This is a genomic window from Bradyrhizobium sp. BTAi1, from assembly GCF_000015165.1.
Lineage (GTDB): Bacteria > Pseudomonadota > Alphaproteobacteria > Rhizobiales > Xanthobacteraceae > Bradyrhizobium > Bradyrhizobium denitrificans.
This window is the reverse complement of record NC_009485.1, coordinates 47,452-68,477: the sequence shown is the minus strand read 5'-3', so window position 1 is coordinate 68,477 and position 21,026 is coordinate 47,452. Positions and strand designations below refer to the sequence as shown.

At 65.2% G+C, this 21,026-nt stretch carries 18 protein-coding genes; all 18 read right to left on the bottom strand.

Translation table 11 applies throughout. The features are described from left to right. Window positions 1-7 precede the first annotated feature (7 nt). The 18 genes from BBTA_RS00310 to BBTA_RS00225 all read right to left on the bottom strand — a co-directional run bounded on the left by BBTA_RS00310 (window position 8) and on the right by BBTA_RS00225 (window position 20,964). Window positions 8-823 carry a hypothetical protein gene (locus BBTA_RS00310; RefSeq protein WP_011942590.1) on the bottom strand — a complete coding sequence of 272 codons (816 nt, stop codon included), beginning with the start codon at window positions 821-823 and terminating at the stop codon, window positions 8-10. Window positions 824-890: 67 nt separating this feature from the next. Beyond that, the gene (locus BBTA_RS00305) at window positions 891-1,730 is read right to left on the bottom strand and encodes a hypothetical protein (protein WP_011942589.1); all 840 of its coding nucleotides are present in this window, start codon (window positions 1,728-1,730) and stop codon (window positions 891-893) included. 115 nt (window positions 1,731-1,845) lie between these two features. Then, the gene (locus BBTA_RS00300) at window positions 1,846-2,319 is read right to left on the bottom strand and encodes a GNAT family N-acetyltransferase (RefSeq protein WP_011942588.1); all 474 of its coding nucleotides are present in this window, start codon (window positions 2,317-2,319) and stop codon (window positions 1,846-1,848) included. 207 nt (window positions 2,320-2,526) lie between these two features. Further along, window positions 2,527-4,689, bottom strand: coding sequence for a polyribonucleotide nucleotidyltransferase (pnp, locus tag BBTA_RS00295; RefSeq protein WP_011942587.1), 2,163 nt, complete (start codon window positions 4,687-4,689; stop codon window positions 2,527-2,529). A 362-nt stretch (window positions 4,690-5,051) separates the two neighbouring features. Further along, window positions 5,052-5,321, bottom strand: coding sequence for a 30S ribosomal protein S15 (gene rpsO / locus BBTA_RS00290; protein WP_009025947.1), 270 nt, complete (start codon window positions 5,319-5,321; stop codon window positions 5,052-5,054). Window positions 5,322-5,323: 2 nt separating this feature from the next. After that, the gene (truB, locus tag BBTA_RS00285) at window positions 5,324-6,424 is read right to left on the bottom strand and encodes a tRNA pseudouridine(55) synthase TruB (RefSeq protein WP_011942586.1); all 1,101 of its coding nucleotides are present in this window, start codon (window positions 6,422-6,424) and stop codon (window positions 5,324-5,326) included. Beyond that, complete coding sequence (gene rbfA / locus BBTA_RS00280) at window positions 6,424-6,840, bottom strand: 30S ribosome-binding factor RbfA (protein ID WP_011942585.1); 417 nt, start codon at window positions 6,838-6,840, stop codon at window positions 6,424-6,426. The genes truB and rbfA overlap by 1 nt, the downstream gene beginning before the upstream one ends. A gap of 162 nt (window positions 6,841-7,002) precedes the next feature. Further along, window positions 7,003-9,768: a translation initiation factor IF-2 gene (gene infB / locus BBTA_RS00275; RefSeq protein WP_011942584.1), complete on the bottom strand. Its 2,766-nt coding sequence runs from the start codon at window positions 9,766-9,768 to the stop codon at window positions 7,003-7,005. Window positions 9,769-9,844: 76 nt separating this feature from the next. After that, window positions 9,845-10,558, bottom strand: coding sequence for an RNA-binding protein (locus BBTA_RS00270; protein WP_011942583.1), 714 nt, complete (start codon window positions 10,556-10,558; stop codon window positions 9,845-9,847). A gap of 69 nt (window positions 10,559-10,627) precedes the next feature. Then, window positions 10,628-12,241 carry a transcription termination factor NusA gene (gene nusA, locus BBTA_RS00265; RefSeq protein ID WP_011942582.1) on the bottom strand — a complete coding sequence of 538 codons (1,614 nt, stop codon included), beginning with the start codon at window positions 12,239-12,241 and terminating at the stop codon, window positions 10,628-10,630. Between the two features lie 14 nt (window positions 12,242-12,255). Then, window positions 12,256-13,017, bottom strand: a complete 762-nt coding sequence (gene rimP, locus BBTA_RS00260) for a ribosome maturation factor RimP (RefSeq protein ID WP_011942581.1) — start codon at window positions 13,015-13,017, stop codon at window positions 12,256-12,258. Between the two features lie 607 nt (window positions 13,018-13,624). Next, window positions 13,625-14,359: a tRNA (guanine(46)-N(7))-methyltransferase TrmB gene (locus tag BBTA_RS00255; RefSeq protein WP_011942580.1), complete on the bottom strand. Its 735-nt coding sequence runs from the start codon at window positions 14,357-14,359 to the stop codon at window positions 13,625-13,627. Further along, window positions 14,356-15,486, bottom strand: a complete 1,131-nt coding sequence (locus tag BBTA_RS00250; protein ID WP_011942579.1) for a M20 family metallopeptidase — start codon at window positions 15,484-15,486, stop codon at window positions 14,356-14,358. The genes BBTA_RS00255 and BBTA_RS00250 overlap by 4 nt, the downstream gene beginning before the upstream one ends. A gap of 505 nt (window positions 15,487-15,991) precedes the next feature. Continuing rightward, window positions 15,992-16,408, bottom strand: a complete 417-nt coding sequence (locus BBTA_RS00245; RefSeq protein WP_011942578.1) for a helix-turn-helix domain-containing protein — start codon at window positions 16,406-16,408, stop codon at window positions 15,992-15,994. A 233-nt stretch (window positions 16,409-16,641) separates the two neighbouring features. Further along, window positions 16,642-18,252, bottom strand: a complete 1,611-nt coding sequence (gene lnt / locus BBTA_RS00240) for an apolipoprotein N-acyltransferase (protein ID WP_011942577.1) — start codon at window positions 18,250-18,252, stop codon at window positions 16,642-16,644. Continuing rightward, complete coding sequence (locus BBTA_RS00235) at window positions 18,249-19,409, bottom strand: hemolysin family protein (protein WP_011942576.1); 1,161 nt, start codon at window positions 19,407-19,409, stop codon at window positions 18,249-18,251. Before BBTA_RS00235 ends, lnt begins: the two co-directional genes overlap by 4 nt. A gap of 2 nt (window positions 19,410-19,411) precedes the next feature. Next, window positions 19,412-19,921, bottom strand: a complete 510-nt coding sequence (ybeY, locus tag BBTA_RS00230; protein ID WP_011942575.1) for an rRNA maturation RNase YbeY — start codon at window positions 19,919-19,921, stop codon at window positions 19,412-19,414. Between the two features lie 65 nt (window positions 19,922-19,986). Next, a complete protein-coding gene (locus BBTA_RS00225; protein ID WP_049795278.1) occupies window positions 19,987-20,964 on the bottom strand; it encodes a PhoH family protein in 978 nt (325 codons plus the stop codon). Window positions 20,965-21,026 lie beyond the last annotated feature (62 nt).

Sequence of the window (21,026 nt, the reverse complement as noted above, 5' to 3'; positions counted from 1 at the left end):
CCCCGTCTCACTCGTGTCCGAAATAGGCCGGCAGTCGCTGATCGAGCCGGAATTTGAGCATCGAGCGTGCCATGTCGCGCAGCACGGTGTTGTTGGCCGCGTCGGGCGGGGACGCCGGAAAATTGGCGTTGTCGACATCGCCTGCGCGTGACGGCGGTCCGACGCCGGACGTCAGGCGGGAGAGGAACGATTTCGAGCTCGTCGCAGGCTCGCGCGTCTCGAACGTCGTGCCGTCGTAGAGCCGGATATCCATCATGGTGAAAACATGCGTGTATCGTCCGAGGCCCTCGCCGCGGTTGATGACGCCGATTCCCGTGACCTCGTCATTGGTGGACGGCTCGCTGTCGGTGCGGCGCGTGACAACCAGATAGCTCGCGCAGCGCGCCGTTCCGGCCAGCTTCCTGACGATGGCCGTGAGCGTGCCGTTCTCGGCTCTGATCGGCGGGGATTGATAGTACGAATCGAACGTGCCCTTCGGAACGGCAATGCGGTGGACCCCGGCGTCCCCCGCGGCGGCCTTCACCCGCGCGAAGACGAGATCGTCGAAGCCCCAGGACACCGGCACTTCGGCATAGTCGTCGCCCAGCCGCGTCAGGCCGTTCTTCTGCACCGTGAAGCTGTCGCCGAGGGCGGCGATCACGCCGGTATCGCACGGGCCGCTGTCGCGGAAGTTCGTTGCTGACTTGCCGCCCTTGGCAGGGCTGGCCGCGGCCTTTGGCGTAGGTCTGGCATTCGGTGGTGCCGGCGACGATTGTGCCAGGGCATTGGTGCAGGACCAGAGCATGGCGATGAGCAGCGGCACTGATCGGCGAATGAAGGTCACAGGGAGAGCTCGTTGCAGCGGGAGAGGGCAAACGGGTGGGGCGCGCCGTCAGACATGGGCGCCTGCATCACTCGATCTTCAGGTAGCTCGGCAGGTCGCGATCGAGCTTCGCGGCGACCAAGGTGCGCAGTCGCTCACGCAGGATAGCGCTCTTGGCCGCGGCCGCCAGCGGCTCGGGAAAGTCTGCATTGTCGAGCTTGTTGAGAGGATCTTCGGTGAGCCTCATGGTCTCGGCAAGCCTGGCGCCTGTGTCGGCTGAGAACGAGCCGATTTTCTCGTAGGACTGGCCGTCGATCAGCGTGATGTTGACATTCGCAAACAGATGCGAGTGCCGGAGGAGTGATCCGAGACCCTGATTATAGGCGCCGATGCCTCTGAGCCTCAGGGTGGTGTTGGGAATGGTCGTCTCGAACTTCGTGACCACGAGATAGCGGGCGCAGTTCGCATTCGTGGTGACATTGCGCACGATCGAGCTCAGGCCCTCCTTCGGATCGGGCAGGAAGCGCGATGTCGGGTGGTAGTAGGGTTCGAACGCGCCCGTCGGATAGCTGATCCTGTGGACAGTCGGGTCGCCGCCCGTGGCTGCACGCACGCGCGCCACTGCGAGGTCGTCCAGTCCCCAGCCCGGCAAGGTGACGTCGTCCTCTTCGGTTTCGAACACTGTCAGACCAAACTTGCTGACCGCGAGCTGGTCGCCGAGCGCCGAAATGACGCCGAGCCGGCACGGACCGCTCTCGACGGCGCTCGGTTTCGCGGCCGACTTGGCTTTGGCCGCCTTCTTGGCTGCGGGCGGGGCCTTCGCCGGCGCTGCCGGCGTCGAGGGAGCCTGGGCCCAAGCCGCGGTCGTGAAAGCGGCGGCGAAGGCGATGGGCGCAAGGCGGCGGATCAGCAAGAGCGGCACGGGCATGGTGTATTTCGGGAATGGCGCAGATGTCGGGAACCCGAACTTTGATCGCTTGCGAACGCGGACGCAATGCTTTCCCATCGGCGCGCGCAATATTCGATGCCTGCACGCTCTGTGATCAGGGCGCCGCCGCCTGACGGCCCCGCTTCCAACGATAATATTTCATGATGCGGCCATGCACTGGATCGGCTTCCGCCTTCTCCAGCACGAAGCCTTCGCGCTCGTACCAGCGCCAGGCTTTCGCATTGCCTTCGGCGCAGCGCAGCCAGACTTCGTCGGGCAGCAGCTCACGCGTGAAGGCGAGCAGGCGGCGGCCGAGCGAGCGGCCCTGATGCGACGGCGCGATCATCAGCTGGTCGAGATAGAGCTGCGGGATGTTGATCGCGAGCATCGCCGCAAGCTGGCCGCCGTCATCGGCCACGTAGAGACTCCAGCCATTGTGGACTTCGCGTGGCACCCGTTCCTGGAGAGCAGCGAGCAGCTTCTCGCTCGGGACATCCAGCCCGGTCGAGCACCAGCTCGCCATCCAGAGCCTAGCGACGGCGTTGTATTCGTCAGCGCGGGCAGGGCGGATGACCGGCTGGTGGTCCATGGCTGTAACCTCTGATGAGCTCTGAAGCTGACGTAAGCCCTCTCACCCGTCATTGCGAGGAGCGAACCGACGAAGCAATCCAGGATCCTGGCGCAGCCCTGGATTGCTGCGCTGACGCGCGCAATGACGCGGACCAGCCGGCAATCGATCACAAAAAAGGGCGGCCCGAAAGCCGCCCTTCGTATCTCCTGCGATGCCCTGCCGGCTTTACTCGCCAGCGGCCTCACGCGGTGCCTCGGCGCCGCCTTCGGCCTTCTGCTTGGCTTCGAGGTCTTCGCCGGTGGTCTGGTCGACCGCCTTCATCGACAGGCGGGTCTTGCCCCGATCGTCGAAGCCGAGCAGCTTGACCTTGACCTTGTCGCCTTCCTTGACGACGTCGGTGGTCTTCTGCACGCGCTTGTCGGCGAGCTGCGAGATATGGACGAGGCCGTCGCGGGTGCCGAAGAAGTTCACGAAGGCGCCGAACTCCATCACCTTGACGACGGTGCCGTCATAGATCTGGCCGATCTCCGGATCGGAGGCGATCGACTTGATCCACTTGATGGCGGCCTTCATCGCCTCGCCATCGCTCGAGGCGACCTTGACGGTGCCGTCGTCCTCGATGTTGACCTTGGCGCCGGTCTTCTCGACGATCTCGCGGATCACCTTGCCGCCGGTGCCGATCACTTCGCGGATCTTGTCGGTCGGGATCTTGAAGGTTTCGATGCGCGGCGCGTATTCGCCGAGCTCGGCGCGCGCAGCGGTCAGCGCCTTGGACATTTCACCCAGGATATGGATGCGGCCTTCGCGGGCCTGGCCCAGCGCAACCCGCATGATCTCCTCGGTGATGCCCTCGATCTTGATGTCCATCTGCAGCGAGGTGATGCCGCTCTCGGTGCCCGCGACCTTGAAGTCCATGTCGCCGAGATGATCCTCGTCGCCGAGGATGTCCGACAGAACCGCGTAGCGGCTGCCTTCCAGGATCAGACCCATCGCGATGCCGGCGGTCGGCCGCTTCAGCGGCACGCCGGCATCCATCAGCGCCAGCGACGAGCCGCAGACGGTGGCCATCGACGACGAGCCGTTGGACTCGGTCACCTCCGACACCACGCGGGTGGTGTAGGGGAACTCGTGATGCGGCGGCAGCACCGGGTGGATCGCGCGCCAGGCCAGCTTGCCATGGCCGATCTCGCGGCGCTTGGTGCCGCCGAGACGACCGGTCTCACCGACCGAATAGGGAGGGAAGTTGTAGTGCAGCAGGAACGTCTCTTTGTACGTTCCCGACAGCGCGTCGATATACTGCTCGTCCTCGCCGGTGCCGAGCGTGGTCACGACCAGCGCCTGGGTCTCGCCGCGGGTGAACAGCGCCGAGCCGTGGGCGCGCGGCAGCACGCCGACCTCGCACACGATGTTGCGGACGGTCTTGACGTCGCGGCCGTCGATGCGGCGGCCGGTGTCCAGGATGTTCCAGCGAACGATCTTCGCTTCCAGCTCCTTGAACACGTCGGCAACGCGCAGCTTCTCGTATTTCGGCTCCTGCCCTTCTGGGAAGAAGTAGGCCATCACCTTTTCTTTGACCGCGGCGACGGCGGCGTAGCGCTCCTGCTTGACCGGGATCGCATAGGCCTTGCGCAGGTCCTGCTCGGCGATGCCCAGCATTTCCTTCTCGATCGCGCTGTTGTCGATGATCGCGACGTCGCGCGGCTCCTTGGCGGCCTTCTCGGCGAGCTCGATGATCGCGTTGATCACCGGCTGGAAGTGACGGTGACCGAACATCACCGCGCCGAGCATGATGTCCTCGTTGAGCTCCTTGGCCTCCGATTCCACCATCAGCACCGCGTCCGAGGTGCCGGCGACGACCAGATCGAGCTGGGTGTCGGTCATCTCGTCGAGGGTCGGATTGAGGATGTATTCGTCATTGGCGAAGCCGACGCGCGCGGCGCCGATCGGGCCCTTGAACGGCACGCCCGACAGGGTCAGCGCTGCGGAGGCTGCGACCATCGCCAGGATGTCCGGATCGTTCTCCATGTCGTGCGACAGGGTGGTCACGATCACCTGGGTCTCGTTGCGCCAGGCGTCGACGAACAGCGGACGGATCGGGCGGTCGATCAGGCGGGAGACCAGCGTCTCCTTCTCGGTCGGACGGCCTTCACGCTTGAAATAGCCGCCGGGGATGCGACCGGCCGCATAGGCCTTTTCCTGATAGTCGACGGTCAGCGGCAGGAAGTCGACGCCTTCGCGCGGCGACTTGGCGGCCACGACGGTGGCGAGCACGACGGTCTCGCCATAGGTGGCGACGACGGCGCCGTCGGCCTGGCGGGCGATCTTGCCGGTTTCAAGCTTGAGCGGACGTCCACCCCAGTCGATCTCGACGGAATGCTTGGTAAACATGCGTGTCTTCTTTCATGAGATGATCGAAGGCAGGCCGCCCAGAAACAAAAAAACCATGCGCAAGATTGCAGGGCGCTGGAAAGCGATCAGCACCCTGCGATCCTGCCATGGTTTTCCTATTTCGGATGGCGGCCATCCTTCTCGTAGGTAACGGGCACCTTGCCCGTCACGCCCAGCGGCCGGATTGCTGCTGAGGCGTACTGCACGGTCTGGGTGGGACCAGTTGAAGAGCGTATCCGCTTCTTTCCAGGTCCGGCCAGACCGCATGATCCCGGATTCGCGAACGCCGCGACAGGTGCGGCGTTCTCAGGATCATGCCATCAACGCGCGCAGGATCGCGCGCGTTCATTCCAGGTCGAAGCTCAACGACGGATGTTGTGCTTCTCGAGCAGCGCCTTGTAGCGCGCCTCGTCGTTCTTCTTCAGATAGTCGAGCAGCGAACGGCGGGTCGAGACCAGCTTCAGGAGGCCGCGGCGGGAGTGATTGTCCTTGCCGTGGGTCTTGAAATGGCTGGTCAGGTTGTTGATGCGTTCCGACAGGATCGCAACCTGCACCTCGGGAGAACCGGTGTCACCGGCCTTGGTGGCATTCGCCTTGATGATTTCCGCCTTGCGCTCTGCGGTCACCGACATCGTCAGTCTCTTTCGTTGCGACCGGAGCTGGCAGTCAGTCCGGTCAGGTTGAACACGCGCTTGGGGATGAGTTCGCCATTGCCAATTTCGGCAAGCGCCAAAAGGCGGCCTGCGACCGTGACATAGACTGTGCCGCTACTCTGGGGCGCATCCCGTCCGCGCAACAAAACGGCTTGACCCCTGTGGAGCCTTGCCGCATCAGCCCGAGTGACGGCCAGTGCCGGGATGTCGTCCAGCGCGGTCTCAACGGGCAGCAGTGCGTCGGCGAGGCTTCCCTCACCGGACGCGGCTCTATTGCACAAAGCCTCCAGCTGTTCCAGCGGAATCATGTCGTTCTCGGTAAACGGACCGACCAGGGTGCGCCGGAGCGCGCTGATATGGCCGTAACAGCCGAGCAGCCGGCCCATGTCGCGGGCCAGCGCCCGGACATAGGTTCCCTTGCCGCATTCCGCCTCGAATACCGAATGGTCGGCATCGGGCTGGTCGACGAGGGTCAGTTCGTGGATTTCGACCGGACGGGGCTGGAGTTCGACGACCTCGCCGTCGCGGGCGAGATCGTAGGCGCGCTCGCCCTGGATCTTGATCGCGGAATAGCGCGGCGGGGTCTGCTCGATCCGGCCGGTGAATTGCGGCAGCAGCGCCCGAATCGCCGCGACATCCGGCCGGCTCGTGCTGGTCTGGACGACGCGGCCCTCGGTGTCGTCGGTATCGCGTTCCTCACCCCAGGTCACGGTGAAGCGATAGCGCTTGCGGCCATCCATCACGAAGGGGACGGTCTTGGTGGCTTCGCCGAGCGCGATCGGCAGGCCGCCCGAGGCGAGCGGATCGAGCGTGCCGGCATGGCCGGCGCGCTTGGCCTGAAACAGCCGCTTGGCGACCGCAACGGCCTGGGTCGAGGTCATGCCGATGGGCTTGTCCAGAACGACCCAGCCATGGATGTCGCGCCGGTCGCGGCGCGGCTGGTTGCCGTGCTGGCGTGGCTTGTTGCGCGGGTCATTGTTGTCGCGCGGACGTGCGTCAGCCGCGTGATGTTTTTTGACGTTGACGGCGGTCGTATCGGCGTGGGTCGTATCGACAGTGCCGGTTTCGGGGGGAATGGTCATCAGCTCTCTTCCGAATCCGAATTGAGGTCTCTTTGCACCGCGGGTGTTCGCAATAATTTCTCGATCCGTTCCGCTTCGTCGAATCGCTCATCGGCGCGGAAGCGGATGTCAGGTGCAAATTTCAGGTTAACGCGGTGCGCAATCTCGCCGCGCAGAAACTTCTTGTTGCGCTCCAGCGCCGCAAGCACGATTTCGGTGTCCCGGCCGCCGAGCGGCATGATGTAGATCGTGGCGAGCTTGAGGTCCGGCGACATGCGGACTTCGGGCACCGTGATGATGTGTCCCTCCAGGTCCGGGTCGTGCGCACTACCTTGGCTGAGGATGTCGGCGACAGCGTGGCGCACCGTCTCGGCCACCCGCAGCTGGCGCTGCGAGCCTCCGGAAGCCGTGCTTCCTCTCTGGTGATGGCGAGGCATTGTTTAAAAATCCAATAGATCATCACCCGGCGTGGCACGGGCGATGAAGGCCATTCTGATTGAGTTCGACGACGCTTCGATTCGTTCAAATGAGACTTGCGACTCCCCTCCGGGGAGGGGGTCGCAGCTCAGTCAAAACACAGCGCTCTGTAGGATTCGGACTTACAGCGAGCGCTGGATGGTCTCCACGCGATAACACTCGATGACGTCGCCGACACGCATGTCGCCGTAGCTCTCGAAGGCCATGCCGCATTCCTGGCCGGCCTGCACTTCCTTCACTTCGTCCTTGAAGCGCTTCAAGGTCGACAGCTTGCCCTCGTGAACCACGACGTTGTCGCGGATCAGGCGGACATTGGCGCCGCGCTCGACAGTGCCATCGGTGACGCGGCAGCCGGCGACCTTGCCGACCTTGGAGATGTTGAACACCTCCAGGATCTGCGCATTGCCGAGCATGGTTTCGCGCAGCGTCGGCGCAAGCAGGCCGCTCATCGCCTTCTTCACGTCATCCACGAGGTCGTAGATGATGTTGTAGTAGCGGATCTCGATGCCGTTGCGCTTGGCGAGTGCGGCCGCTTCCTTGTTGGCTCGCACCGAGAAGCCGATGATCGCGGCGTTGAAGCCTTCCGCGAGCGTCACGTCCGACTCGCTGATGCCGCCGACGCCGGCATGCAGGATGCGCGCGGCGACCTCGTCGGTGCCGAGCTTCTCCAGCGAGCCGAGAATGGCTTCCAGCGAGCCCTGCACGTCGGCCTTGATGACCAGCGGGAATTCCTTGCGGCCCGCGGTCTTCAATTGCGACATCATCTGCTCGAGCGAACCGCGCATGCCGGAGATCGAGGCTGCCGCGTTCTCGCGCTTCTGGTGTGCGCGATAGCTGGTGACCTGACGGGCACGGGCTTCGTTCTCGACCACGGCAAGACGGTCGCCGGCTTCCGGCGGACCGTTGAAGCCGAGCACCTCGACCGGCACCGACGGACCTGCCTCCTGCAACGTCTCGCCCTGATCCGAGATCAGCGCGCGGACGCGGCCCATCTCCGCGCCGGCGACGATGATGTCGCCGACCCGCAACGTGCCGCGCTGGACCAGCACGGTGGCGACCGGACCGCGGCCGCGATCGAGCTTGGCTTCGATCACGGTGCCCTCGGCCGGACGATCCGAATTGGTCTTGAGGTCGAGGATGTCGGCCTGCAGCGCGATCATCTCGAGCAGACGATCGAGGTTGGTCTTGTTCTTGGCCGAGACCTCGACGTCGACGACTTCGCCACCCAGGGACTCGACCTGCACCTCGTGCTGCAGCAGCTCGGTGCGGACGCGATCGGGCCGTGCATCCGGCTTGTCGATCTTGTTGATCGCCACGATCATCGGCACCTTCGCCGCCTTGGCGTGGTTGATGGCCTCGATCGTCTGCGGCATGACGCCGTCATCGGCCGCGACCACCAGCACGACGATGTCGGTGACCTTGGCGCCGCGGGCGCGCATCGCGGTGAACGCGGCGTGGCCCGGCGTGTCGATGAAGGTGATCTTCTTGCCGGAATCCGGCGCCGTCACCTGATAGGCGCCGATGTGCTGGGTGATGCCGCCGGCTTCGCCGGACACCACGTTGGCATGGCGCAGCGCGTCGAGCAGCGAGGTCTTGCCGTGGTCGACATGGCCCATCACGGTCACGACCGGCGAGCGCGGCTCGGTGTCGGTCGAATCGTCGACGACGTCGAACAGGCCCTCTTCCACGTCCGAGGCGGCGACGCGCTTCACGCTGTGGCCGAGTTCCTCGGCGATCAGCTGTGCGGTGTCGGCGTCGATCACGTCGGTGATCTTGTGCATCGCGCCCTGGCGCATCAGCAGACGGATGACGTCGACCGCGCGCTCCGACATGCGGTTGGCGAGTTCCTGAATGGTGATCGCTTCCGGAATCGTCACCTCGCGGACCAGCTTCTCCTTCTGCTCATTGGCCGCATGGCCCTTGAGGCGCTGGGTGCGGCGGCGGAACGAGGCGATCGAGCGCTCGCGCACGTCGTCGGCGGTGAGCGCGGTGACGACGGTCAGGCGGCCGCGCTGCTTCTGCGGACCCGGCTTGTGCGTGGTCTTCGGCGGCGGCGCAGGACGCGCAGCGCCGCCGGGACCACGGCGGATCTGGCGCGGACCCTCATCATCCTCGGGACCTGCGGCAACGCCGGGCGCGCGGCCGAGCGGACCTGCGCCCGCGGGACGGGCGGCTGCAGGGCGTGCGCCGGCGGGCTGTGCCCCGCCGGGGCGCGCGCTGGTGCCGATCTGCTGTGGCCGGCTGCCCGGTGCGCCCTGCGGGCGACCTGGGGCTTGCGCCGGACGAGCGGGAGCTGTGACCGCGGCGGGCTGCTGCTGCGGCGCGGCGGTCGCCGGACGGGGCGCCTCGCCTTCACCGAACCGCTTCTTGGCCTCGAGCTCGGCCTTGCGCTTGGCTTCCTCTTCCTGACGGTGGCGCTCTTCCTCGGCCTTGCGGCGCGCCTCGGCAGCCTCGCGCTCGGCGCGTTCGGCGGCTTCGCGCTCGGCGCGGCGGCGGGCTTCCTCTTCGGCCTGACGGCGCTCTTCCATGTCGCGGACGCGCGCGTCGGCGAGCGCGCTGGCGCGGGCCGAACGCTCATCCTCGGTCAGGGTGCGCAGCACCACGCCGGATCCGCCGCGCTGCGAAGAGCCGGGACGGGGCCCTGACGGACGGTTGCTTGGCGGTGGCGGCGGCGGCGCCTTGGCGACGACCGGCTCCGGCGCATGCGGCGCATCGGGCGCCCCATCGCCGACGCGGCGCTTGGTGCCGCGCTTCTCGACCACTACCTGCTTGCTCCGGCCATGTGGGAAGCTCTGGCGTACCGTGCCAGTCTCGACGCGCGGCTTCAGCGTCAAGGTCTTGGTCGGGACACTCAGTTTCTTGTCGCCCGGAGTGTTGTTGTCGGCCATTCAGTCGTCCTAATCTCGTTACCAGCGTGCGGGTCTGCCGCACCGTCCCATTCGTGCAATCGTCGCGTATTCGTCGCTATGTCTTCGAAGTCGAAGCAGATTTCGTGGCCGCGGTTCCGGCAATCTTGTCAGCGTCGGCCGACCGGTATCGGACCAGAGTCTGGCTGCGCGACAGGAATGTCCTGCTCGCCGGGCCTGCGAGCACGGCAGCATGTATCACATTTGAGCGCCCAAGTGCCAAATCCAATTCTGCCGAAGTGAGGCAGCAGATGATCGGAAATGGCGGGGCTTGCCCCTGGTCCTCGTCATTCGACCGCACCAGGGCGTCGAGCTTGCGAATCCCATCGGCTGCGCCGTCCGAGGCATGAAGCAGGGCGGCCAATGCTGTCCGGGATTGCCGCTGCGACAGCGCCGCTTCCACCTTGGAGAATCCGGACACGACCTGACCGGCCTTGGCAGCGATCCCCAGGGCCTCGATGGCGCTGCGGGCCAGCAGGGCCTCCAGATCGTCGGCCAGTGTCGGCGGGACGCGGACGTTCGCCTTGAAGCCCCGGCTGAAATGGTGACGCCGCACCGCTTCCGCAACCACCGGCTTTGACGCCGTGATCCACAATCCCCGTCCCGGCAGCTTGCGCTTGATGTCGGGCACGACCTCGCCCGACGGGCCGACCACGAAGCGGATCAGCTCCTCGATCGGCCGCACCTCGCGGCTGACCGCGCACATGCGCATGGTCGCGGACTTCTCGGTCCGCGGTCCATTGTCGAGCTCGGGGTCAGCCAAAGCGAGCATGTGGTGGTGCGGCTCCTCATCTCAAGCCAGCAGTATCGTGGCGGGTCTCATGGCGGCGTCCAGCATGGGTCAGGCAGGCTGTCCTTCGGAGGCGTCCTCGTCCTCGGCTTCCGGCTTGGCAATGTCGGCTTCGCTGATCCAGCCGGCCTTGACGCGGGCCTGCATGACCATGGCTTCGGCATCGTCGCGCGAAACCTCGAGGCCGTCGAGAATGCCGGCGTGCTTGGTCTGCTCGCCGCTATCCTTGCGCTCGGTCCAGCCGACCAGATCGTCGGTGGCGCAGCCGGCGAGGTCGTCGACGGTCTTGATGTCGTTCTCGCCGAACTTGACCAGCATCTTGGAGGTGACGCCGGGCACGGTCTTCACCGCGTCCTCGACGCCGAGCTCCTTGCGCTTGGCCTCGAGCTCGGCCTCCTGCTGCTCCAGGAACTCGCGGGCGCGGGTCTGCAGCTCGGTCGCGGTCTCCTCGTCGAAGCCCTCGATGCCGGCGAGATCCTTGAGATCGACCAACGCCAATTCCTCGACCGAGGTGAAGCCTTCGGACGCCAGCAGCTGGCCGACGACCTCGTCGACATTGAGCGATTCCATGAAGACGCGGGTCGAGTTCTCGAAATCGGCCTGGCGACGCTCCGATTCCTCCTGCTCGGTCAGAATGTCGATGTCCCAGCCGGTCAGCTGCGACGCGAGGCGGACGTTCTGGCCGCGCCGGCCGATCGCCAGCGACAGCTGGTTGTTGGTGTCGGGCACGACGACTTCGATGCGCTCGCGGTCCTCGTCGATGACGACCTTGGCCACTTCGGCCGGCGCCAGCGCGTTGACCACGAAGGTCGCGATGTCGGGCGACCACGGGATGATGTCGATCTTCTCGCCCTGCAGCTCGTTCACCACGGCCTGCACGCGCGAGCCGCGCATGCCGACGCAGGCGCCGACCGGGTCGACCGAGGAGTCGCGGGAGACGACGCCGATCTTGGCGCGCGAGCCGGGATCGCGGGCGACGGCCTTGATCTCGACGATGCCGTCATAGATCTCGGGCACTTCCTGCGCGAACAGCTTGGCCATGAATTGCGGATGGGTGCGCGACAGGAAGATCTGCGGGCCGCGGGTCTCGCGGCGGACGTCGAACACATAAGCGCGGACGCGGTCGCCGTTGCGGAAGACCTCGCGCGGCAGCATCTCGTCGCGGCGGATGATCGCCTCGCCGCGGCCGAGGTCGAGGATTACGCTGCCATATTCGACACGCTTGACGACGCCGTTGACGATGTCGCCGATGCGGTCCTTGAACTCCTGGTACTGCCGGTCGCGCTCGGCCTCGCGCACCTTCTGCACGATCACCTGCTTGGCCGACTGCGCGGCGATGCGGCCATATTCCAGCGGCGGCAGCGTGTCGGCGATGGTGTCGCCGATCTGCGCGCCCGGATTGGCGCGGCGCGCGTCATCCAGCGAGATCTGGTTGGAGGGGTTCTCGACCTTTTCGACGACCAGCATATGGCGCGACAGCCGGAGCTCGCCTCTGCGCGGGTCGATCTCGGCGTGAACGTCAGTCTCGCTGCCATAGCGGGCGCGGGCGGCCTTGGCGATCGCGTCTTCCATGGCGGCGATCACGATGCCGCGGTCGATCGACTTCTCGCGCGCGACGGCGTCGGCGATCTGCAGCAGTTCCAACCGGTTGGCGCTGACGGCCATGGCTCAAATCTCCTCTAATCAGGATCGATCTCGCCTCTGCGCGCACGATCGGCGGCGAGGCGATGTTTCTTGGTGTTGGTCGGCAGCGGCTTCTTCGCCGCCTGGCCGTCTTTCAATTTCGGTTTCGGCTTGGCCTGGGCCGCAGGCTTGGCGTGCGGCGCCAGCGGCGGGGCAAGCCCGAGGTCGCGCTTCTTCTCGCGCTCGGCCGCCTTGCCGCGGCGCATCGACTCGGCGATCAACTCGTCGGTCAGCACCAGCTTGGCGTCGCCGATGTCGGTCATCGGTAGCACGACGCTCGGGTCCTGGTCTTTCGCCACGTCGTCGCGGGTGATGCACACGCCGTCGCCGTCGAGCCCGGTGATGATGCCGCGGAAGCGTTTGCGGTTCTGATGCGCCACCGCCATCTCGATCTTGACGAGATGGCCGATGTGGCGCTCGAAATCGGTGCGGCGGACCAGCGGTCGGTCGATGCCCGGCGAGGAGATCTCAAGCCGATAGGCGCGATCGATCGGGTCGGCGATGTCCAGCACCGGCGACAGCGCCCGCGACACCGCCTCGCAATCCTCGATCTGCATCGTGCCGTCGGGACGTTCGGCCATGACCTGGACGGTGCAGCCGGCCTCGCCGGAGATGCGGATCCGGACCAGGCGGTAACCCATTCCCTGCAGCACCGGCTCGGCCACCGCGGCCACGCGCGCGGCGACACCCGGCTCGACCACGAGACGGGGCTCGGTCAGAAGATCGGTGTCAGCGGCTGCGAACGTGGGTTCAGTCATCAAGGGGTCGATCGCGTGTCTTGCTTGCGGCCATTCTGCCGGCTCGATCGCGTTCACCGGACCAAATCGCCTCGCGGCGGAGCGATCCAGGTAACAAAAAAGAGCGGGTCCGGAAGGGCCCACCCTCACTACGCGATCGTATATGAGATGATGTTTGATGCGGCTCATATAGCCGCTTTGCGGGCTGACGGCAAGGGTCGTATCGGCCCAGGAAGGGTGGAACTGCGAAATTGCCGGCCCGCCGCGGCCGTCCTTCGGCCCATCGCCTCAACCAGGGTGCTGCGGACATTCCCGACAAATAACTGGCCGTTCACCAAGATTGAATAAAATTGAAGGAGAGGATTTGCCCGGCTCAGGCCAAAAGCGAGCGGGCTGAAATGAGGCGGGTCGCCTCGTCTTGCTGTGGCCGTCATGGGCTGAGTTCGGCACTGGGGCGGCGGGGACGACCGGAGTGCGCTCCGAGGCTCCGATCCCGCTTCGCCGACGGCCGAACGCTGTGCAACGGCAGTCCGGTCGTCTGCGGGCCTATGCGCGCCTGCGGTCATCGACGAGCAAGTGGCCGCGTTCTCGGCGCGGCGACGCCGGTCGGCGCGCGGACAATGGCTGATCAGCGTCGCCTGAAAATGAGATAGTTCGCGACCCGGCCCTCGCGCATCGCCTTGCGGCCATAGCGCGTCATTGTGTAGCCGTTCCATGGCAGGCGCCAATCGTCAGCGCGCTCCGCAGTCCAGGCGAAGTCGGGTGAGCGCAGCAGATGCCACAAGGTCCATGCGCAATAATCGGCGATGTCGCTGACGAAGCGGAATTCGCCACCAGGTTTCAGGGCTCGCGCCATCGCGGCGATCGTCGCTTCTTGCACGAAGCGTCGTTTCCAATGGCGCCGCTTCGGCCAGGGATCTGGATGGATCAGATCGATCCGCTGAACCGAGCTCGGCGGCAGCCAGGCAAGCAGTTCGGCTGCATCGCCCGCGAGCAGCCTGACATTGCCGATATTGTCGGCCTCGATCGTCGCAAGGATCTTGGCCATGCCGTTGATATAGGGTTCGCAGCCGATGAACCCGGTTCGTGGATAGGCCTTTGCTTCGGCCGCGAGATGCTCGCCGCCGCCGAATCCGATCTCGATCCGCAGGTCATCGATCGGCGGATCGAACAACGCCGGCAGCACGGCATCAGCAGGCGAAGCAAGATCAAGGGCGAGATGGGGAAGCAGGTTTCCCATCAGATCGGCCTGATGCGCACGAAGCTTGTGGCCTTTGCGCCGTCCAAAGAAGGAGCCCTGACGGTGCGAAGCCTCGGTGTCGGCGTGATCGTGATCGACGGGCATGATGGTCGCAGTACTCATCGCAGGGTTTGATAGAGACGGTGGAGGAGGCGCGTCCGCGGCTCGATCGAGGAGATGTACATCTGCTCGTAATGCGTATGTGCGCCCTTGCCGTCGACGCCGAGCCCGTCCAAGGTCGCCGTGAACGGCGCGGTGAAGTTGCCGTCGGAGCCGCCGCCGGTGATGGTGTCGACAAGCTCGAAGCCGATCTCTTCGGCGAGCGAGCGCGCATGTTCGAACAGCGCAGCACCGGCGTTGCCCTTGACGTAAGGCGGGCGGTTGACGCCGCCGGTCACTTCGACGCTGACGCCCTCGCTGCGCGACGTCAGGCCGAGAATCTTCGGCACGATCTCCTCGGCGTCTGCTGGCGTCGGCAGGCGCGCATCGACCTCTGCATAGGCTTCCTCGGCGATCACATTTGGACGCGTGCCGCCGCGGACGACGCCGACATTCACCGTGATGCCGCGCTCAAGATCATTGAGAGCTTCAAGCGCGTGAATCACGTTGGCGAGTTCGCGGATCGCACTGCGTCCATCCTGCGGCCGCGCACCGGCGTGGGCCGGAACGCCGCGGATGGTGACATCGAAACGCGCCACGCCTTTGCGGCCGGTGACGATCCTGCCGCCGTCGCGCGCCGGCTCGGTCACCAGCACGTATTTGGCCTTGCGGCCCTCCTCTTCGATCAGTACGCGCGAGGTCGGGCTGCCGATCTCCTCGTCGGAGACGAACAAATGAGTAATGCCGAGGGGCGATCGCTTTCCGGTCAAACAGAGATGACGAAACGCATGATAAGCAAGGTAGGCGCCGCCCTTCATGTCGTAGATGCCCGGCCCGAAAGCGACGTCGCCGTCGATCGAAAACGGCAGGCGCCGAAGAAAGCCGATGGGATGCACCGTATCGAGATGGCTGAGGATCAGGATTCCCGGCTCCTGCTGGCCCCAGCCCGACCGGGCGATCAGGTGGTCGCCGCAGCCGTCCCGGCCGGATACGCGCTCGACCACTGCGTCCAGCCCGCGATAGCCCTCGGAAACCAAAGAGACCAATTGATTGATCTGATCAGGGGCTTCGGTGGGTGTTTCAATCTCCACCCATTGGCGGATGCCATCGAGGATTGTTCGGCTATCGAACGGATTGGTCGGGACGGTCATGTGTGTCGGCTTGTCGGGTGTCTAACTTTAGGGGATCCGATCGCTGGAAAGAGGCTGACCGCTGCGAGCTGCCAATGCATGCGCCAGCGGTCAACCTCTTGGTCCACATGCGCACAAAACGGCCGGACGCGCGACCCTGATTTCCGCCCGTTCGGCTCCAGCTGCGAGCGCGACGATCGGATTTTCCTATCGACCGTTTTGATTTTCAGAATGAAGATTGCGAAGAGGCGGCACGGGCTTCGCTGACAGCGGCCGTGCTCGGAAGACTGACATTCGGCTCGTGATGGTCGGTTAGTAGATCGAACGACCTCGCTGTTCGCCAGGACCGTACGTCGAACTCACCGGAGCCAGTCACATGTTCTGAAATCGAGACCCTGCCGGAGCGGGGCGCCGGACGTGTCGTCAGTCCGGCATGAAGCCAAATGTCTGATTTGTCGCGATTTCGTTCCGAAGTTCCGATGAGGAGGATGTTGCCGCCCGATCGGAACTTCAATCTCGGTGGGGTTCAGGCGTCATCTTCCGGCGCTTCGCGATCAGCAATCTGCTCGACAAGGTCGACGATGCTGCGACGAAGCTTGGAGTCGTGAATCCGCGTGAACGCGCGGGTCAATGCCAGCCCTTCGGAAGTTGCCAGAAAATCTGACACATAGGCCGGAGAGGCGCCGTCGAAGGGCTCGCCATTGGTGCTGCCGCTCGGGACGCCTTCAAACAGGAAGGAGACCGGAATCTGCAGAACCTCAGAAATTTGCTGAATACGGCTAGCGCCGACACGATTGGTGCCTTTTTCGTACTTCTGGATCTGTTGGAAAGTAAGCCCGAGAGCCTCACCAAGCTTTTCTTGGCTCATACCCAACATGATACGGCGCATCCGCACCCGGCTGCCAACATGCTTGTCAACAGGGTTGGGCGCTTTCGTCGACATCTCTCAACTCCCTAGAAATCAGGTCCCGGAACGAGGCGCTTGCAGTATGCCTCAGGCACTCACGCCGTCAATTTATGCTCGCATGTCCTACTAACTAGGACGGTCGAGCAGCAAATTGAGCGGATCATGCTGCCGCGCGAGAATGCGAATTGCAGCACGCCTCTGTCAACACTTGGAGTTTTACTTGTCGAAAAAAATCTTACGATGTCGGAAAGAATCGGGATTAGGCGCTGTCAGGGACGCTTTTCAGCAACACGCCGGCGCACAACGGTGCCCAGAGCGATCACTAACAGGATGATCGCCGGGATATCGCCGGCCTTGGCGTAGATCGTCGGCCGCAAGGCCGCTGGCAGCGCCGCATCGAGTATGCCCTCTGCGCCGAGCGGCAACTGCGCGATAATGCGGCCGACGGGATCGATCACAGCAGATATGCCAGTGTTCGCGGATCGAACTAATGGAAGGCCTTGCTCGATTGCGCGCCATTGCGCTTGTTGTAGATGCTGATGAGGACCGGTCGAAATACCGAACCAGCCATCGTTCGTCAGGTTGACGATCCAGCCCGGTCGCTCGTCCGATCCGCTGATATCGCCCGGGAAAATGGCCTCATAGCAGATCAAAGGAAGAACACGCGGTGCGTGTGGCACCTCGAGGTTGCGCCTGGCTGTCCCGACGATGAAGCCGCCCTGCACCCTTGTCAGTTGCTCAAGACCGATCCGCTCCATCAGGTCCTGGAACGGCAAGTACTCGCCGAAGGGGACGAGATGAAGCTTATCGTAGTATGACAACACGCTGCCGTCGTGATCGATGACGTAGATCGAATTGTAGGCGCGGGTGATCGGGCCATTGCGCGGGCCGTCAGGGGCGCGCACCGAACCGGTGATCAGTACTGTGTCCGGGGCCAGCAGATCAGCGATCTGGGCCATCGCGTCCGCCTCGCGCGTAAGGAAGAACGGAAACGCCGATTCGGGCCAGATCAGGATGTTGGTGTCGCGCACACCGGTGGAGTTCGGCCCGGAGGCGCGATCCGACAGAGCCAGATAGCGCCGCATCACGTCGGCCTTGGCGCCATAGTTGAATTTCACGTCCTGCTGCAGGTTCGGCTGCATGATCCGGAGTTTGAGATCGCGGACCAGGGACGTCGGGTGCTGGGCGAGCCGGATCGCGCCGAATGCGCCCATCAGGACGAGCACGGCCGCCGCCGCCGCTGGCAGATGCCAGCCGTCGCGCCATCTCTTGCCGTCGATCAGCACCGCGGGGCTTGCGAAGATCGCAACGGCCAGGAAGGTCATCCCCCACAGCCCGATCAGCGATGCCGATTGCGCCAAGGCGAGCGGCTGAGACAGCGCGTAGCCGAACGTATTCCAGGGAAAGCCGGTGAGCGCGTGGCCCCGCAGCCATTCGCTCGCTGTCAAGCAGACGGCCAGCGCCAGGATCCGTGTCGGCCCACGGGTCCATATCGACCGCGCCAGGGCGAAGCCAAGGGCGTGGAAGAGGGCGAGATAGGCCGGCAGGCCGAGGACGGCGAACGGCATCAGCCAGGCGAAGGTCTCGGCATCGACCAGGAACGCGTTGCCGATCCAGTACAGGCCGGGCACGAAATAGCCCATGCCGAAGCAGAAGCCCGTCAACGCAGCGGCTGGTATGCCACGGCGCGCGCCTGCCGCGGCGCCGTCGATCAGCCAGACCACCACAGGAAAGCTGATCGCCAGCACCGGCCAGGCGTTGAACGGCGCCATGGCCAGCGCCGACAGCGCACCGGCCGCGACGGCGATCGCTGCGCGTTTCCAGCCCCAGGCCAGCACGACGCCGAGCGCGACGCCCCGAATCGACGAAGGGCGGATCACTGCGGGCTGGCTCCGTCGGTTGCGGGCGGATTGTCGTCGTCGGCGCCCGGCGGCTTGCCGCCCTCGGCGGCCCGCGGCGGCTCGATCACCTCATTGCTCTCGCCGGAGGCTTCGCCGCGACGCCGGCTCTCGCGCGGCGGACGCGGGACGGGTCGCTCCTTGCGCGGCGCGATGCGCAGCCGCTTGACCCGGCGCGGATCGGCATCCAGCACCTCGACCTCGAAATTGCCGGGGCCGGAAATCAGCTCGCCACGCACCGGCAAGCGGCCGACATGGTTCACCAGGTAGCCACCGAGCGTCTCAACGCCTTCGCCGGCCTCGCCGGTTACGAACTCCTCGCCGATCACCCGGCGCACATCGTCGAGGCTGGCGCGGGCATCGGCGATGAAGGCGTTGTCGGCCTGTCGCATGATCGCCGGCGGCTCGTCGCTGTCATGCTCGTCATCGATCTCGCCGACGATCTGCTCGACGATGTCCTCGATCGAAACCAGCCCGTCGGTGCCGCCATATTCGTCCACGACGAGTGCGAGATGGATGCGCGAGGCCTGCATCTGCGCCAGCAGGTCGATCGCGCGCATCGAGGGCGGCACGTAGAGCAGCTTGCGGATGATGTTGGCCTCGAACAGCGGCATCGCGAGATCGACGGTCTTGAGATCGAGGCCGGCGGGCAGCGGCTTCTTGCGTCTGGCCTTCGCCTCGTCGGAGACGCGGGCCTGCGCCGTCATGAAGGCCAGCAGGTCGCGGATGTGGACCATGCCCTCTGGATCGTCCAGCGTGTCGTTGTAGACGACGAGCCGCGAGTGCGACGCGCTTTCGAACAGGCTCATCAGCTCGCCAAGCGGGATATCACGCCTGACCGCGACGATGTCGGCGCGATGCACCATCACGTCGGCGATGCGCCGCTCGTGCAGGTCGAGGATGTTGCGCAGGAGCGTGCGTTCGACCGCAGAGAAGCCGATGTCATCCGGCGTCGAGGCGTCGAGCACGACCTGCAGGTCATCGCGTACCGAACCGCCGCCCTTCCAGCCGAACAAATTGCGCAGCGCCCGCAACAGCCAGTTCTCGCTCGGCGAACGGCCGAGCTCGGCCGGCGGGACCACGGCCGGCAGGTTGCGCGTCTGGCGCGGATTGTCGTGAATGGGCTCGGAATCGGCCATGGTCAGTCCAACCGCTCGCGGTCGGCATAGGGATCGGGGACGCCGAGATGCGCCAGGATCTCGGTCTCCAGCGCCTCCATCTCCTCAGCCTCGGCATCGCTCTCATGATCGTAGCCGATCAGGTGCAGGAAGCCGTGCACAGTGAGGTGGCTGAGATGGTGGTCGAACGGCTTCTGCTCCTCGTCGGCCTCGCGGCGCATCGTCTCATAGGCGATCGCGATGTCGCCGAGCATTCGCGGCGCGTCATCGTCGCCGCGGGGCCCGGTCGGCTGCAGCGCCGGAAATGACAGCACGTTGGTCGGCTTGTCGATGCCGCGCCAATTGCTGTTCAAGGTGCGGATGCCGGCATCGTCCGTCAGCATCACCGCGATCTCGGCGTCGCCGACCTCGGCGTCGACCCTTTCCGCGGCGGCGAGGATCGCGCGATGTATGACGTCCTCGGCGTCGGGCTGGTCCTGCCAGCAGTCGGCCGCGATGATCACCTCGGTGGTTGGAATGGGACTTTGTGGCATCCTGGTCGATATCTGTGCGGATGGCGCGCTCATGTCATGCGCCGATCGGCGTGCTTGCTCTCGCGTCAGCGGGCTTTCGGCCCCTCATAGGCGGCGACGATGCGGGCCACCAATTCGTGACGAATGACGTCCTCGCCGGTGAACCTGACCTGGGCGATTCCCTCGACCCCCTCCAGCAGGCGCGCAGCCTCGGCGAGGCCCGACGTCTGGCCGTTGGGCAGGTCGACCTGTGACGGGTCGCCGGTGATGATCATGCGGCTGTTCTCGCCGAGCCGGGTCAGGAACATCTTCATCTGCATCGATGTGGTGTTCTGGGCTTCGTCGAGGATGATCGCGGCATTGGTCAGCGTGCGTCCGCGCATGAAGGCGAGCGGCGCGATCTCGATCTCGCCGGCCTGCAGCGCGCGCTCCACGATTCGCGCATCCATCAGGTCATACAGCGCGTCGTAGATCGGACGCAGATACGGATCGACCTTCTCGCGCAGATCGCCCGGCAGGAAGCCGAGCCGCTCGCCGGCCTCGACGGCGGGACGCGACAGGATGATGCGATCGACTTCCTTGCGCTCGAACAGCTGCGCGGCATGGGCGACCGCGAGCCAGGTCTTGCCCGTGCCGGCCGGGCCGATGCCGAACACCAGTTCGTGGCGCTTGAGCGCGCGAATGTAGGAATCCTGCGCGGCGGTGCGGGCGCGGACCGGCCGCTTGCGCAGGTTGATGCTCTCGAAGGCGTTCTTGGCGCCCTTGGCGTCGAACTCGAACAGCGAGCCCTGGGCGACGACGGCGCGGATCGCGCCCTCGACGTCGCCCTGAGACAGATCCTGGCCCTGCACCGCCTGCGTATACAGCGATTCCAGCACCCGCCGCGCTGCGTCGCAGCCGTCGCGTGAGCCGCCGATGGTGATGTGATTGCCGCGGGAGTCGACAACGACGCCGAGCCGGCGTTCGACCAGCGCCAGATTCTGGCCGTAGGGGCCGACCAGGGCGGACGCGGCGCGGTTGTCGTCGAAGTCGATGACGACCTGGGTCTCGGGGGGCATGGACATGTCGCGGTCGAACTTGCGGCTGGGAGCGAGGGAAGATGAATCCGATGCGCTCTTGGGCAAGT